We start from the raw sequence: 15740 nt of genomic DNA on the forward strand, positions 1-15740 counted from the left end.
AAGCCCCCTATAAAAGCCCAACAACCTTGTGCATCTGAATTGAAAATATAAGTTCATCCAATAATTTTTCGTCCCTCTCCCTGATAAAGTTTACAATGTCTAAAATCTTTTCTCCTTTCGCATCCAGCGGGCTAATTGCAAACTGAAAAAGGCCGTGCATCTTTGAAAGAACCTGAAAGACAAACTCAAGATCTTCTTCAGAATTGTCCACTACCAGCTTCACTATGACCCTGTGTTCTATCCAGTTATCAATAAACTCCTCAAATGACGGCATTCTGTCCATCATGCCGGAAGATGGACCCTTATAGTCCACCACCCAGCCGCAATCGGATAAATATCCCTTTGGCAGGGAAATGCTCCCATTAGTTTCCACCTGAACAAAGTGTTTTTTCTCTATCAGGTAATCTATCAACTCAAGAGTTTCTTTTTGGATAAGAGGCTCTCCCCCGGTAAGAAGTACTTTTGAATTCTTGCATCTGGCTACCACATCATCAATTGAAAGTATATATTTAGCTTCAATGCTCTGAGATTCTTTTGTGTCGCACCACCTGCACCTTAGATTACAACCCTGAAGCCTCACTATAGTGCACCAGGAGCCCTGGGAGATAAAGCCTACTTCACCAGATATGCTTTCAAATATAGAATGAATCGCTATCACTTGAGAGATATCTCTACATATGAAGTTTCTGATTCCCAGAGCCTTATGAACTCTAAGTTTACGCTTTCAGGCATATAATCCTTTAATTCATCTAAAATCCATTCGCAAACTCTCTCAGCAGTAGGATTGTGTATGATATCGTTTAAGTATTTATGATCCAGTTTAGAGACTACCCTCTCTTCTACAATATTCTTGAGAACCTTAAAATCTATCACCATAGAGTTTTCTCCAACAGATCCAGATACTGCAACCCCCAGTTTATATGTATGCCCATGAAGATTGGCGCACTCGCCGTTATAGTCTACCAGCTTATGTGCAGCAGAAAAATTAAATTCCTTATAAACCTTTATCCTCATATATATCCACACTATCCTTTCTTAAGAAACAGTTTTTGGTCAAAAAGAGGCTCTAGCTATTCCTTATACTTTATAACACTACTTCTTATATCAACTCCAAGTTCTTTTGCTATTACATTACACTTTGCCATCAACATAAAGAAGATATTATGAAAGTCACTTAACCCCTCGAAATTACCCTGCCCTTTAGAAATTACTATATCATGTTCCTCTATATATCTTCTTACCTCATCGCTTCTCCTTGAGGAAGCGCTATTTTTTTCTCCGTTTGAAATCTCTAAAAATCTAATATTAGGAAGCCTATCAAGTCCAACCTCATAGGCATCTTCTAACATTGCATCGTTTATTATAGGCCCACTCTTTACTACAAAACTAATTTGTTCAAAGGGCTTATTTCTTGTCCTTAGCATCTCTTCAATGAATATCTTGTCAAATACTATCTCCCCCGCATTATCAGCAAAGTAAAGCATGCTCTCAGAAGAGACTACTTTTTCTTCCAGACTCTTAAAATTATTAATTGTCAGATCTTTAGACATCACTTCATCAATAGTACTTTCAAGATCAAACTCATTTGAAGGACCAAAGTCTATTATGTTTCCCGCAATAGCAATTTTTGCCGCAGTATAAAGGCGATTTCCTGAACTTTCCCTATCTAAAAGCTTTTTTAGAACTGGATACATCTTAAGTGAAATCTCGTTGCTTCTTTTTTTAATCTCTTTATATGGATCTGATAAACCCGAAACTTCCCTTATAATACGGTGAACTTCGTTTGCAAACTCGTCAGATGAAGTTTTCCAATCAGCGTTATACAGAAAAAACATCACCTTTTTCAAAATCCTGGATCTCAGTTCATCGTCTAAATCCTTTGTCGCAAAGAGAGCCTGTTTTTGGAAACAAACTATACAATCAAGACACAATTTCATCTATATAATTGTTCACAATTTTATTATTTTTTTGTTTGATCCTTCCTATGATATTAATAGCCTCATCTGAGTCAATTTGTTTTAGAGCCTTACATATTGCGATAAGCTCCAGCGGATCGCTTGATCTATTTACGAGATCAGATAATTTTGGCAAAGCCTTTTTAATTTGTTTGTCACCAACCAATTTAATAGCTACCATTCTGATATCGAGTATTGGATGATCTAGAGATAATATTATCTTGTCTTCATAAGAAACATTACTCCTTAAATTTGCTTTGCAACAAGGACAGATATCTAAATTTTCAGGTAACTCAGCTTTGCAAAATGGACAAAAATAATTTATAACTTACTCCCAATAAACCTTTCAGTAATAAAAATTTAGTCTCTTCTATTACCCATTATGTTTAATAACATTAGAAACAGGTTTATAAAGTCCAAATAAAGTGTCAGGGCACCAAGCACTGTCTCTTTTCGCTCATCAAAGAGACCAGCTGCATATATCTTTTTCAGTTTTTGCATGTCATATGCCGTAAGCCCTAAAAAAACAATCACGCCTACCACAGATAAAAGAAGTACCAGAGCACTGCTGTGTAAGAAAATATTTACGACAAAACCTATTATTATTGCAATAAGTCCTGCCATCATAAAAGTTCCCATCTTAGTAAGGTCTGCCTTCGTGGTATAGCCAAGCACTGCCATTATACCAAAAGATATAGCGGTAACGATGAAGGTAGAAGCTATAGAACTAGAAGTATAGACTACAAACAGCGTAGAAAACGTTACGCCTGTCAAGGCAGAATACAATATAAAGATAAATTCTGCAAGCTCAGCAGGTAGCTTCGTAATAGCAGCAGATAAGGTTATCACTGCAACAAATTGCAAACCGATTATCCCATAAAACAAAATAGGATTGCCCAAAATAAGTTGCAAAATTGAAACATTAGATGCTACTACGTAAGAAATTACACCAGTAAACATGAGTCCTAAAAACATCCACGTAAAAACTCCTCTAAAAAAGCCCGACACGTCTAAAGTTTCTGCTCTACTCGTTAACTCATCATTATATGATCTATACATACTTTCCACTCCTTTTTTTACTTATCCTTAATATTTTATATTTTATATCTAAAACGTTTATTTTACAATAAAAAAGGGCATCGACCAATTATGCGATCAATACCCTGAATTAAAAAAACTATTTCTCCCCTTTTAACTTCTTTATCTCTTCCTTTAATCTATTTATTTCTTTTATAAGTTCTTCATTCGAAGCGCCACTTGATATAGAACATCTGCTCATTGCTGGTCTGAAAAGGTAAAAGAAAGCAAAAACCAATATACCAAGAAACAAAATAGGAAAGAACATGCCAAAAAATGGCATTCCGTAAAAACCATGACCATAAAAGCCCGGACCTGAGCACCACATATATATCACCTCCACATTTGTATTATATAATAGTTTATGATAAAAGTAAACTTTTTTATGCACAGATATTCTATTAATAAAAATAACTTTTTGAGCTATAATATCTTCATGTTCGAAACTTATCTTGGATTGTTTGCAGGTCTACTTACCACCAGTTCTCTCGTGCCTCAGGTAGTAAAGGCATGGAAAACGCGTTCAACAAATGATATATCCCTCATAATGTTAATTATGATGTGGATAGGAGTATTTTGTTGGGTGATATATGGCCTTTCTATATTTCAGATGCCCATAGTATTATGGAATTTCATAAGCTTTGTTTTACTATCAATTCTTTTATATTTCAAAAAAAATTCCAAAAATTCATGTTAGCTCATATTCTTTACATAACTTATCAAAGCCTTTACCAATCCGTTTATGTTGTATTCTTCTGCTTGAGCCACCACATTAAATCCCAAATTCTTTGCTTTCCCTGAGGTAATAGGCCCAATAGACACAACTTTAGCTTTTCTAAGCACTATATCTCTATAATCTCCTAATGATTCATAATAATACTCAGCTGTCTTAGAACTCGCAAAGGTTAGAAAGGTTTCTTTATCATCATTGAAAACCATTTCGATGTCATCCTTTGAAATTTTTTCTGGTTGTACGGAATATATATGAAAATCATCTACTACATATCCCTTTTCCAACAATCCTCTTACAAGCTCATCTCTGCCTTCTTTTGCTCTCGGTATCAAAATTTTTTTGGCTTCATCAGTTCTTTCAATACAATCAACAAGGCTTTCTGCCACAAACTTCTCAGGCACAATATCAGCTCTTATCCCATACTTTAAAAGAGCTTCGCTAGTCCCATCGCCTATCACAGCAATCTTGGATCTTATACACCTGCTATCATATCCAGATCTAAACAAGTTTTCAAAAAAGATATCTACTCCCGTTGATGAACTAAAAACAATGTACTCATAGCTATACAAGTTATTAAAAATAAAGTCAAATTCACTTTGATTAGCTATTTGAATACACTTTATAACAGGTATTTCAAAGACCTCTGCTCCTTCTTCTTTTAGCCTTTCACTTAGTAAACTCGCTTTTTTTCTTGATCTTGTTACTACAACTCTTTTTCCAAACAACGGTTTTTTCTCAAACCACATTAAGTCCTCTCTTAACTTTACTACGTTCCCAACCACAAACAGTGCAGGAGGTTTAATCGAATTTTCTTCAGCAAGATCTACTATATTTGACAAGTTTCCAATTACCACTCTCTGATTAGGAAGAGTGCCATTTTGAATAAGTGCACATGGTATTTCTTTATCTTTTTTAACAGCAATTATTTTTTCTACTATCTTATCAAGTCTCTCTACCCCCATAAAGAACACAAGGGTATCTGCCCCAAGAGAGTGCTCCCAATCAATAGTAGAGTTCTCCTTTGTGGGATCCTCATGCCCGGTAAAAATAGCATACGATGAAGCCACTTTCCTGTGTGTAACAGGAATTCCTGCATACAAAGGCACAGCCAAGGCTGCACTAATTCCAGGAACCAATTCAAATTCTATACCTCTTTCTTTTAGATATAAAGCCTCTTCACCTCCCCTACCAAACAAAAATGGGTCACCACCCTTTAGTCTGACTACTATTTTGCCATCAGATGCTCTATCAGCAAGTAATTTGTTTATATCTTCTTGTTTCATTGCATGTTTACTTGATTCTTTTCCCACATAGATTTGTTCACAGTCTTCTGGTGCAATTGCCAAAAGCTCTTTGGGAATAAGCCTATCAAATACCAGAACTTGAGCCTTTTTTAAAATATTCATTCCTCGTATAGTAAAGAGTCCTTCGTTTCCAGGACCTGCACCTACTAAGAAAACCTTCCCCATTCTCTTACGCTCCTTAAAGTTTAAGATTTATTGTTGCACTTCCACGGTTTTAAAAGATTGTTGTCAATTCCTATCCTGTTTAAAGTCTTTGCTACTACAAAATCTACCATATCTTCTACTGATTTTGGTTTATTATAAAATCCTGGGCAAGCAGGCAAAATAATGCCTCCTGCCATAATAACCCTTTTCATATTCTCAACATGAATCAAATTTAAAGGAGTTTCTCTAAAAACCAAAATCAGTTTTATACCTTCCTTGAGAGCTACATCACAAATTCGCTCCAAAAGATTTGAAGACAAACCATTGGCTACGCTGGAAAGAGTTGCAGCAGAACATGGGCAAATAATTACAGCTTCAGGTTTTTGTGAGCCTGATGCATATTTGCAGTTAAAATCACTTTCATCATAAAAGCTTACATCGCTATACCTTTTTTTTATCGAATTTACATCGACACCCTCTTCATCCATCATCACAAGACTCGCTGCCCTGGTATATATCACACACAGATCATATTCTCTTTTTAAAACATCAATCATTCTTAATGCATACCTGATCCCACTTGCTCCAGTAATACCTATTACAATCTTTTTCAATTTATCCACCTTGGTATTATTTTATTAACACAGAAAAAATTACAAAAGTAGCATATATAAATGAACAAATAGCATTAACGTTAAAAAAAGCCATATCTATTTTAGAAAGATCGTTAGGCTTTACTAGCGAATGCTCGTATAACAGAAGGCCTGCAAATATAATTAAGCCTAGATAGTAAATAAAATTTATGTGAGCCATTATTCCAATTGGAGACAAAAAGAGTATTGTCAGAGAGTGAAATAATCTCGCTACATATAAGGAATTCTTTTCACCTATTGCAACGGGAATAGAATGAAGTCCCTGTTTTATATCATACTTTAGATCCTGAAGGGAGTACAAAACGTCAAACCCTGCAAGCCAGAAAACTACAGCCAGCATCATAAAAAATGGCACTAAACCGAAATCATTTCTCAATGCTATCCACGCTCCGCCAGGAGCTAGACTGAGTGCAAGACCTAAAACAATATGACTTAGTGCGGTAAACCTTTTCGTATATGAATAGAAAAAAACTATAAAAAGCGCTACAGGAGACAATAAAAAAGTCAAATTTCCAAGTAAATAAGAGGTCAAAATAAACATCGTTGAACAAAAACATACAAACAAAAACATATCTTTTCTTTTTACTGCGCCTTTGGGAATAGATCTCTTCGCAGTTCTTGGATTGAATTTATCAATATTTGCATCTGCAAATCGATTAAAAGACATGGCAGCAGCCCTTGCAAACAAAAGCGCTAGTACTATAAGAATCAATTTATTAATTTCAGGGAAACCATTTGAAGCTATAAATGCAGAGGCCAATAAAAAAGGCAGCGAAAAAACAGTATGTTCTACTCTTATATCGTTGAGAATGTTCGTTAGTTTCAATACAAATTGATTAATTATATTCTCAAACCCCTTTCAATCAAGGCTAAAATCCATATTCTTTCCAACGTTTGCTTACTAAATCTTTTATTTTTTTGTCCATCTTGATATCAGGAGGAAATTCTCTTACCAGTCCCTCTTCTTTCATTTTTCGTGTTGCGTCTATACCCATCTTGGAACCAAATCTTGGATAAGGTGCAGCATGATCCAGAACGTCCACCGGACCCTTTACAATTTCAATGTCCCTTTCTGGATCCACGTTATTAAGAGCTTTCCATCTTACAAATGACATATCGTGAACGTTTACATCTTCATCAACCACTATAATAAATTTAGTAAAACTCATCTGACCAAGTCCCCATAGCGCATGCATAACCTTTCTAGCATGACCAGGATATTGCTTTCTAATTGAAACTACTGCTAAATTATGAAAAACCCCCTCAATAGGCAAGTTTATATCTACTATCTCAGGCAAAGTCATCTTTAACATAGGGAGAAATATTCTTTCAGTAGCCTTGCCAAGATATGCATCCTCCATAGGAGGTCTACCCACAATAGTAGCTACATAAATAGGATTTTTTCTATGAGTAATACACTCAACATGAAAAACAGGAAAATCATCTTCCAAAGAATAAAATCCAGTATGATCTCCAAATGGTCCTTCTCGTCTAAGTTCTCCCTTAATTACATATCCCTCTAGTACAAATTCAGCTTGGGCTGGCACAAATAAATCAGAAGTTATAGCCTTAACCATCTCCACACCAGAACCTCTCAAAAAACCTGCAAAAACGAATTCATCAACGTTTGGGGGTAAAGGTGCCGTAGCAGCATAAATAGTAGCTGGGTCAGCTCCAATAGCTACCGCGACAGGCATTTTTTCCCCAGGATTTAACTTTGAGTAGTGTCTTGCTCCATCTTTGTGATGATGCCAGTGCATACCAGTCGTATTTTTATCAAAAACTTGCATCCTATACATCCCAAGGTTTCTCTCTTTTGTCATTGGATCTTGAGTAATAACAAGCGGCAGAGTAATAAAAGGGCCACCATCAAGCGGCCAACAATATAGTACTGGCAAATCCCCTAAATTTACACTATCCCCTTCTAAAATTATTTCCTGGCACGGAGCCTTACTTACAATTTTTGGTTTAATGTTCATAAGTCCTAAAATATCAGGCAAAGACTTCAGAGCGTCCCAGAAGCCAATTTTCTTGGTAGGAAACCTAAGCAATTCTTCAATCCTTTTAGCAATGTCATCAGGATTTCCTATTGCGCTTACCACTCTATCCCAAGTACCAAAAATATTAATAGCCAAAGGAAAATTAGAGTCTTTTACCTTTTCAAAGTAAAGAGCAGGTCCTCCTACTTTTACAAATCTATCCGCAATCTCCGTTATTTCAAGATACCTGTCAACTTCAACCTTTATTTTTTTCAGTTCATTTCTCTTCTCTAAAAAGGATAGGTATTCACCCAACGACGAAAAGGCGCTTATTTTACTCACTCCCTAAAAAAAATAAAAACTACACTAGAGCCACACAGCTCTTAAAAAGTATTATTTTATTATTTTAATATTCTATTTAACCAGAATTACCGGAACCTTTGCATTTTTTAAGATTGAATAAGCAACGCTACCCAGAAGTCCGGATAAAGGGTTTAGCCCTTTATTTCCAACTACAATTCTATCAATATTATTTTCTTCAACATACTTCAAAATTTCTTTCGCAGGGTCACCGCCAGATAGTAATACTGCCTTTACATTAACTCCTGCATCATCAAAAATTTTTTTTGCTTCATTCAATTTTTTGGAAAAAGCTAAATCACAAGCTTCATTAATCTTCTCTGGATCCACAAAAACATCGTCACTTACATATGTCCAGTCATATGCGCAACCAACTGTAAGCAATATAACTTCAACCGATTGGTGCTCCTTTGCTAAATTTAAAGCAAATTCAGCAGCCTTCAATGAGGGCTTCGACCCGTCCACAGCAACTAAAACTTTCATTTTTACCTCCTTAAAGTTATGGTTTAGATTTTTGCCAGATCCATTAGAAGCCTCGGATCTGGATTTATACATAAATACGGAGCCTCTGTAACATCATCATAACAAAGATCTAACACATGATCAATTTGTCCAAAGTATTTATCTGTAAGGAAATCAATGTACACGTTTAGTTCTTCTTCCCAGAAAATCAGATCATGCTTAAATTTATTAATCTCATCTGGTAATACAATTCTTGCCTGCAAACTGCTAGGCTCTGGATCAGCTCAAGCACCACAATATTTTATAGGTGCACTAATAATGATATAAGCTGTTCCTTTTGTTCTCGCATGAATAAATTTTCTTGCTTCATCTGTTACTCTTATTTTCACAGCTGCATCTCCCCACATTCAAACTAAAATCTTAATTTTTTAAAATTTAACTCCCCTCACAGCCAAATTTAACTTTAGTTAGGGCTTCATATGCTTTACGTTCTTGCCTCTCACAATATATAACACGTCTTCAGCAATATTTGTAGCATGATCTCCCAATCTTTCAAAATGTCTGGTAATAAACAACCAATCGATAATTCTCTCGCAATTAAAGCGTCTTTCAGTAAGTTCCTTTTTTAAATTTTGCAGGATATTGTGATAATCCTCATCTACAGCATCATCATCTTCTATTACGCTAAGAGCCATTTCTTCGTTTTTTTCAACAAGAGAAGTAATAGCGTTTCTTACCATAACTTTCACTTTCTTAGCCATATCAGGAATTTTTTGCATAAAGAGTTCAATTGGTGGATCTTTTAACAAATTTATAGCAGACACTGCAATACTTTTCGTTTCATCAGACATCCTTTCAAGATCTACGATTATTCTCATAATCATAACTATATATCTAAGATCCTTTGCTACTGGTTGATAAAGCGCCAGCATAGTCATGCACTGTTCTTCTATATCTATCTCAAGTTCATCAGTAATCTTCTCGCTTTCAATAACTTCTTGAGCTATTCTTGAATCCCTCTCTAGAATAGAAAGAATTACCAAATCTATCGCTCTCTCCACAAGAGTTGTCATTTCAAAAAGCTTTTTCGTTAATTCTCTGATCTCTATATCAAAATGTCTTTCCAAAGATACACCTCTCTTTCTTAACCAAATCTACCAGTTATATAATCTTCTGTAAGCTTTTCTTTTGGAACCTTAAATATCTGTTCTGTTACACCATATTCTATCAAACTTCCAAGATACATAAACGAAGTAAAATCAGAAATTCTTGCCGCCTGTTGCATGTTGTGTGTAACTATAACAATTACTATTTCATTTTTTAGATTCACTATCAATTCTTCTATTTTCGCAGTAGAAATAGGATCAAGTGCCGATGTAGGCTCATCCATCAAGATAATTTCAGGATCGTTTGCAAGAGCCCTTGCAATGCAAAGCCTTTGTTGCTGACCACCTGAAAGATTTGTAGGGAGTTCCTTTAATCTATCCTTAGTTTCTTCCCATAAAGCAACTCTAATTAAATTTTTTTCACAAATCTCCTCTTTTTGTTTTTTTGAAAGCCTTTTTCCACTCATTAGAAATCCTGCTAGAACATTGTCCTGTATAGACATAAATGGAAAGGGATTAGGTCTTTGGAAAACCATTCCAACCTTTCTTCTCACTTTATACAGGTCCATCTTAAAAATATTTTCATTGTCCAAAAGTATTTTGCCCTTAACAGATGCATTTTTGTCAAGCTCATGCATTCTATTCAGACACCTCAAAAGGGTTGTTTTCCCACATCCAGAAGGTCCAATTATCGCTGTAACAGCCCTGTCGTAAATATCAAGGTTTATACCCTTCAAGACTTCGTTTTTTCCAAAAAAGGCTCGAACGTTCTCCAATTTCATCTTTATCATATTTTTTTCGCCTACTCCCCAAGTCTTCTATAACGACCTAAAATTATACTTAAAACTGTAACAAATGTTATTAGAACTAATGCCCCAGCCCAGGCCAGCCTGTGCCATTCATCATATGGAGAGATCGCATATATAAATATTTGTAACGGTATCGCAGCCATTGGCCTTGTAGGATTTAATTCTAAAAAGCTGTTTCCAAAAGCTGTAAAAAGAAGTGGAGCTGTTTCTCCAGCTATTCGCGCAAGAGTCAAAAGTGAAATAGCTAGAAGTGGAAATTTTGCAAATCTAAGCACTACATAAAAAATAACCCTTGTCCTAGAAAGACCAAGCGAATAAGCCGCCTCAAGCAAAAGAGTAGGAGTCATATTAAAAATCTGTTCACTAGCAAGTACCATATAAGGTATTCCCACTAATGCAAGTGCTATTGAACCAGCAAGGCCAGAAAAGTGCCCCATTTGCTTCACAACTATATAATAAACACAAATACCACAAACAATTGTAGGCGTCCCCTGAAGCAAAGACATGGCTTCTTTTAAAAACTTAGCAAAGAGACTTCCTGAATAGAGGTGTAAATAGAGACCACCTAAAATAGACAAAGAAACTATTATTACCATTGCAAGTGAATCAATAATTATCGAGCCTACAATCGCCTGTTTAAATCCTCCTGAACTAGAACCTACTGGTCTTGCCGTTTCAGTAAAAAAATTAATGCTTAGCGAGCTAATTCCATCCTTTATAAGTTGAAAGAGAATAAAGGCTAAGACCAAAGATACAAAAATCGCCACAGACAATGTAAAAATTTGAAAAACTTTATCAATAATAAACCTCAACTATGCCCTCCTGTACAAAAGCCTTAGTAAGAGCTTAGCTAAAACATTAGTAGTGAATACAAGAATAAACAAAATAAGTCCAAGCTCAAACAAAACAGATAAATATATTCTAGAAAAAGCTTCAGCAAACTCATTTGCAATAATACTTGTCAGCGTTGCCGTTGGAGAGAAAAGTGAATTTGGGAAAAAAGGCCTGTTTCCAATAAGCATTGCTGTAGCCATAGTCTCTTCCATACCCCTTGCAAGTGAGAGAAATATTACAGCTATTATGCCCTCTCTAATAAATGGAAGAATCAAACATTTAACAATCTCAAACTTTGTTATTCCAAGACTAAAACCAGCTTCAATTAAACTTTTAGGAACTAAAATTATTAATTCCTTAATCAAAACAGTCTGAATCGGAACAAGCATCAAAGTTAAGATCAAAATAGTAGTAAAAAGACCAAATGGAGAAGGGGTCCCATTCAAAAATGGAATAAAGCCAAACAAAGTTTTTATTATAGTTTCAATTTTATCAATATGTGGAGCTACATAAAAAATAGCCCACAAACCAAGAACCACTGATGGTATAGACGCAAGCGCATCTATAACTGTAGAAAAAAAGGAAGAAATTTTTCCTCTTGAATAAAACGAAAGAAAGAGGGCTATTGGAGTTGAAATCATCAAGCCAAAAATTGTGCTAATAACGCCAACCATAACTGTTACAAATAAAGGCGCTATGACACCAAATTTATCGTTTACAGGATCCCAGTTGTTCGTAGTAAATACGCTTAAACCCAAATGCTCTATTGCAGGCAAAGAATTTATAAACAAAACTATAAAAATCAAAACTGGCAACAATACCAAAAAAAGTGCAGAAAGTTTTAACAACAAATCAAAAAAAGAAAAATTAGTAAGTCTCAAAGCGCCAAAATCGAATAAAAAATTAGCTTTTTTGAACACTAAGTACTTTCGCTCCTTAAAGTTAACATAAGATATATCTTTTAATTTATCGTAATAATGTTAATTTTATGTTAATAAAAAAATTTTCCACATATTTTTATCTTAAAATATCTAATTTCAAATTTCCATAAAACTATAAAAGCCTTACAGCTCTTTTAATTGAGAGGACATGCAAATTCAATTCTAAGTTTAAAAACTTAATTATATCTACAACAAATTTTCTAAACCTATTACAAATCCATTCAAGCCCTGCACCTTTCTAATAGCAAGTAACACCCCTGGCATAAAAGATTCTCTTGACAAAGAGTCATGTCTAATTGTCAGAATTTCACCCACACCGCCAAAAAGAACTTCTTGATGCGCTACAAATCCAGGCAACCTCACAGAATGGATTCTAATACCGTTTACTTCCCCACCAAGAGCACACTTTATTTTCTCTTCACCTTGAACAGTATCCTTATTGAAAACTTTTAAATTTTCTGACATTAAATAAGCAGTTCTTAAAGCTGTCCCAGAAGGAGCATCAGCTTTCTGATTGTGATGAAGCTCTATTATCTCAGCATGATCCAGATACCTGGCTGCTTTTTTTGCAAACTCCATCATTAAGACAGCACCCAGAGAAAAGTTAGGTGCCAGGAAAAATCCTACTTTCAATTCATTTGCCATTTTACCCAAGCGATCTAGCTCTTTGCCATCAATTCCTGTTGTCCCTACTACCACATTTCTTCTGTATTCGAGAGTTTTTTCGATAGTATGAGGAGCAACATTGCCTCTTGTAAAATCTATTAATACGTCAAACTGAGTTTTTACCAACAGGTCCTCTATAGTAGCACTTACAGGAGTAGAATCATCGATCTTGAATAATTCGCCAAGAGTTTTCCCCGCAATAGCAGGATCAACCCCACCCACCAACTTCATATCATGTTGTTTTAAAACAGTTTCAGAAACCATTCTTCCCATCTTCCCACCAATACCAGATACTACTACCCTAATCATCCTTATCTCCTCCAAAAATAAATAAAGTACAAATTTAGAGAATTAAATTCTCAGGATCAATTAAAAAAGTTTTTAATCGCTTCATAAAATTTAAAACAAAAGATAAATTTTTCTCAAAATTGCATTGAAAAAATAAACTTAACTCCCCTTTAGTCTCTTCGTTTCCAAATTTTACTCTATTATACGTACAAATAAGTAAAGAGGTTTTATTATTCAAGCTTAACTCTACTTCATCCAAATCAATCTCTTTACAAAAAAGTATACTCAAACCTTCATTAGTCGAAAAGTCAATAATTTTACTTTTTTCTTTTTTAAATTCGTCCATAGATCTTAATCCCTCAATCTGCACTTTTCTAAACAAATCATCTGAAGAGGAAAAAATACTTTCTAAACCATTGTCAGTTAGTTCAAAAAAGCTAATAGGATAACCTTGTCCAAAAAAGGGATATTTTACATATGATTTTAAGATACAAAAAAATAAATAATTCGAAAGACTAATAGAATTTCTTTTAACGAAATTAACACTTCTTGAAATATCAATTCTGCTCTTTAGTTTCAAAAAACTTCCTGCCGGTATCCTTACAAAACTATCAAAATCCCTTTTATCTTCTTCTTTTGTCTTCTTTGCCTGACTTTCTAAACCTTTATTTGTATCCAGAGAGGGGCTAATATTAACTAATACATCTACAACCTCAGCAACTGGTTGACCTACATTTATAAAAGTATTTTCCTGAAGCATATTAATCAGCTTTCCAGAAAAGGGGGACTTTATAACGCTTGTCACTTTCTGATTTTCAATCAAAGCTATCTCTTCGCCAATCTTTACTATATCATTTTCCTTCTTTAACCATTTCACTAATCTATTTCTTATGCTATCCTTGTTTATTTCTGGCATTAAAATCTGCACAATCAAACACCTCAAAAATTAGTCTTTAAATACTTATATACAAATATCCTGCCCTATAGAGCTTTACAAGTTCTATTAGACCAGCATCAATAACGTCTAAAAAAGGATACTCGTCAAATTTTACTTTTCCATCACCCGGTAATACTAACTTGAATTTTACCCCATAAGTACTTAAATCTTCCATTTTCCTTATAAGGTCTTCTGAAATCTTGTGTTTATAAAACAAATCAATTCCCTCAAAAGTAAAAAGAAATATCACCGAAATAGATCCCTTGCTTACTTTCTGATAAAGTCTCTCAACCTGCTCAATTGCAATTCCCAATCTATATGTATCACAACTTTTTACATGCAAAGCAATCTGATAAAGCATACAGACCCCCTTCTGATGAAATTAATTCGAAAATAACTACAATATAATAATAAAGATTTTAACACATTTAGTTAAAAATCTAACTTAAGAGGCCAACTTGAAGGTAAAAAATTTTTCTCAAAAAACAAGACTATGTAAGAATCAGTCATTCCAGAAATATAATCCTTTATAGCAATATTTGATTTTTCTGAATCAGAATCATATCCTATATATATCTCAGATAAATTTAAAATTTTATCAATATTAGACTTTAAATATTCTATTATGAAGTTAAACATTCTGGTGACCTTCTCTTCTTCCCTTCTTAAAATTTCTGCTGAATATACACTTTGCATCATAAAATCCCTTAAATTCTTAACTACATCAATAAATTTTGCGTCATTTTTAAATCCTTCTTCTTCATCAAATCCACCAATAACAAGCCTTATAAGAGTATCTACTCGCTCGCTATGAGTCTTACCAATTTCTTTAACAAAGGATGGCAAATCATTATATTTCAACAAACCTGCTCTTATTGCATCGTCGAGGTCATGACATATGTAAGAAATCTTATCACAATATCTTACCAATAAGCCTTCCTGAGTGATAGGTTTAATCTTATCGTTTATGCTATGTCTTAAAATACCATCTCTTGTCTCCTGAGTAAGATTTAGACCAAAACCCTTCCCTTCTCTTTTCTCTAAAATGTCAACAACCCTTAAACTCTGTTCCTCATGATTAAATGGAGGCAACAACCTGTTTAACACATCCTCACCTATATGGCCAAATGGAGTATGTCCAAGATCGTGACCCAGACTTATTGCCTCTACTAGATCTTCATTTAATCCTAGAATCCTTGCACACGTTCTCGAAATCTGAGAAACTTCAAGCACATGAGTAAGTCTCGTTCTAAAATGATCTCCCTCTGGAGAAATAAAAACTTGAGTCTTATGTTTCAAACGTCTAAATGCCTTTGAATGAATAATTCTATCCCTATCTCTTTGAAATGGATTTCTGTATTCGCATTCAGGCTCTGAAAATTGGCGACCCAAAGTCTTTGAGCTAAGAGTCGCCAATTTTGAAAGATATTCTTTCTCTCTTTTTTCCTGAGTAGTCCTATAAACCAGCATCAAATCTTAAAAGACTAATTAA

General features: G+C 34.6%; 21 protein-coding genes. 1 reads left to right on the forward strand and 20 read right to left on the reverse strand.

What is annotated here, in order from left to right; translation table 11 throughout:
- Positions 1-7 precede the first annotated feature (7 nt).
- The 6 genes from TDSAC_RS07190 to TDSAC_RS07215 all read right to left on the reverse strand — a co-directional run bounded on the left by TDSAC_RS07190 (position 8) and on the right by TDSAC_RS07215 (position 3360).
- Positions 8-658: a 7-carboxy-7-deazaguanine synthase QueE gene (locus tag TDSAC_RS07190; RefSeq protein WP_199919755.1), complete on the reverse strand. Its 651-nt coding sequence runs from the start codon at positions 656-658 to the stop codon at positions 8-10.
- Entirely contained in the window at positions 655-1014 is a 360-nt protein-coding gene (gene queD, locus TDSAC_RS07195; protein ID WP_321165929.1) for a 6-carboxytetrahydropterin synthase QueD, read from the reverse strand. The genes TDSAC_RS07190 and queD overlap by 4 nt, the downstream gene beginning before the upstream one ends.
- Positions 1015-1070: 56 nt before the next feature.
- Complete coding sequence (locus tag TDSAC_RS07200; RefSeq protein ID WP_108309568.1) at positions 1071-1937, reverse strand: damage-control phosphatase ARMT1 family protein; 867 nt, start codon at positions 1935-1937, stop codon at positions 1071-1073.
- Positions 1921-2136, reverse strand: coding sequence for a hypothetical protein (locus tag TDSAC_RS07205; protein ID WP_150130311.1), 216 nt, complete (start codon positions 2134-2136; stop codon positions 1921-1923). Before TDSAC_RS07205 ends, TDSAC_RS07200 begins: the two co-directional genes overlap by 17 nt.
- Positions 2137-2315: 179 nt before the next feature.
- Positions 2316-3014, reverse strand: a complete 699-nt coding sequence (locus TDSAC_RS07210) for a Bax inhibitor-1/YccA family protein (RefSeq protein WP_108309570.1) — start codon at positions 3012-3014, stop codon at positions 2316-2318.
- A gap of 118 nt (positions 3015-3132) precedes the next feature.
- Positions 3133-3360 (reverse strand): hypothetical protein, encoded by a 228-nt coding sequence (locus TDSAC_RS07215; RefSeq protein ID WP_108309571.1) that lies wholly within the window; start codon positions 3358-3360, stop codon positions 3133-3135.
- Between the two features lie 108 nt (positions 3361-3468).
- Between TDSAC_RS07215 and TDSAC_RS07220 the strand changes: the two genes are divergently transcribed.
- Positions 3469-3729, forward strand: a complete 261-nt coding sequence (locus tag TDSAC_RS07220; protein ID WP_108309572.1) for a SemiSWEET family sugar transporter — start codon at positions 3469-3471, stop codon at positions 3727-3729.
- Here the strand turns inward: TDSAC_RS07220 and cobA are convergent.
- The 14 genes from cobA to TDSAC_RS07285 form a co-directional block, all read right to left on the reverse strand.
- Positions 3726-5234: a uroporphyrinogen-III C-methyltransferase gene (gene cobA / locus TDSAC_RS07225; RefSeq protein ID WP_108309573.1), complete on the reverse strand. Its 1509-nt coding sequence runs from the start codon at positions 5232-5234 to the stop codon at positions 3726-3728. The two genes, TDSAC_RS07220 and cobA, sit on opposite strands and share 4 nt — an antisense overlap.
- Positions 5235-5254: 20 nt before the next feature.
- Entirely contained in the window at positions 5255-5827 is a 573-nt protein-coding gene (locus TDSAC_RS07230) for a UbiX family flavin prenyltransferase (protein ID WP_108309574.1), read from the reverse strand.
- A 16-nt stretch (positions 5828-5843) separates the two neighbouring features.
- On the reverse strand, positions 5844-6692 hold the full coding sequence (locus TDSAC_RS07235; protein ID WP_108309575.1) for a UbiA-like polyprenyltransferase: 849 nt from the start codon (positions 6690-6692) through the stop codon (positions 5844-5846).
- Between the two features lie 43 nt (positions 6693-6735).
- Complete coding sequence (locus tag TDSAC_RS07240) at positions 6736-8187, reverse strand: menaquinone biosynthesis decarboxylase (protein ID WP_108309576.1); 1452 nt, start codon at positions 8185-8187, stop codon at positions 6736-6738.
- 72 nt (positions 8188-8259) lie between these two features.
- Positions 8260-8688, reverse strand: coding sequence for a universal stress protein (locus TDSAC_RS07245; RefSeq protein ID WP_199919756.1), 429 nt, complete (start codon positions 8686-8688; stop codon positions 8260-8262).
- Positions 8689-8711: 23 nt separating this feature from the next.
- A complete protein-coding gene (locus TDSAC_RS08985) occupies positions 8712-8930 on the reverse strand; it encodes a hypothetical protein (protein WP_150130312.1) in 219 nt (72 codons plus the stop codon).
- Positions 8931-9134: 204 nt separating this feature from the next.
- On the reverse strand, positions 9135-9794 hold the full coding sequence (phoU, locus tag TDSAC_RS07250; protein WP_108309578.1) for a phosphate signaling complex protein PhoU: 660 nt from the start codon (positions 9792-9794) through the stop codon (positions 9135-9137).
- Between the two features lie 17 nt (positions 9795-9811).
- Positions 9812-10564 carry a phosphate ABC transporter ATP-binding protein PstB gene (pstB, locus tag TDSAC_RS07255; protein WP_108309579.1) on the reverse strand — a complete coding sequence of 251 codons (753 nt, stop codon included), beginning with the start codon at positions 10562-10564 and terminating at the stop codon, positions 9812-9814.
- Positions 10565-10575: 11 nt separating this feature from the next.
- The gene (gene pstA, locus TDSAC_RS07260; RefSeq protein ID WP_108309580.1) at positions 10576-11394 is read right to left on the reverse strand and encodes a phosphate ABC transporter permease PstA; all 819 of its coding nucleotides are present in this window, start codon (positions 11392-11394) and stop codon (positions 10576-10578) included.
- A complete protein-coding gene (pstC, locus tag TDSAC_RS07265) occupies positions 11395-12336 on the reverse strand; it encodes a phosphate ABC transporter permease subunit PstC (RefSeq protein ID WP_199919757.1) in 942 nt (313 codons plus the stop codon).
- 207 nt (positions 12337-12543) lie between these two features.
- On the reverse strand, positions 12544-13338 hold the full coding sequence (dapB, locus tag TDSAC_RS07270; RefSeq protein WP_108310362.1) for a 4-hydroxy-tetrahydrodipicolinate reductase: 795 nt from the start codon (positions 13336-13338) through the stop codon (positions 12544-12546).
- Positions 13339-13366: 28 nt separating this feature from the next.
- Positions 13367-14239: a lipoyl domain-containing protein gene (locus TDSAC_RS07275; RefSeq protein ID WP_108309582.1), complete on the reverse strand. Its 873-nt coding sequence runs from the start codon at positions 14237-14239 to the stop codon at positions 13367-13369.
- A 25-nt stretch (positions 14240-14264) separates the two neighbouring features.
- On the reverse strand, positions 14265-14609 hold the full coding sequence (locus tag TDSAC_RS07280) for a hypothetical protein (protein WP_108309583.1): 345 nt from the start codon (positions 14607-14609) through the stop codon (positions 14265-14267).
- A gap of 71 nt (positions 14610-14680) precedes the next feature.
- Positions 14681-15718, reverse strand: a complete 1038-nt coding sequence (locus TDSAC_RS07285) for a deoxyguanosinetriphosphate triphosphohydrolase (RefSeq protein WP_108309584.1) — start codon at positions 15716-15718, stop codon at positions 14681-14683.
- Between the last annotated feature and the right edge of the window lie 22 nt (positions 15719-15740).

Source organism: Thermodesulfobium acidiphilum, from assembly GCF_003057965.1.
Taxonomy (GTDB): Bacteria; Thermodesulfobiota; Thermodesulfobiia; order Thermodesulfobiales; family Thermodesulfobiaceae; genus Thermodesulfobium; species Thermodesulfobium acidiphilum.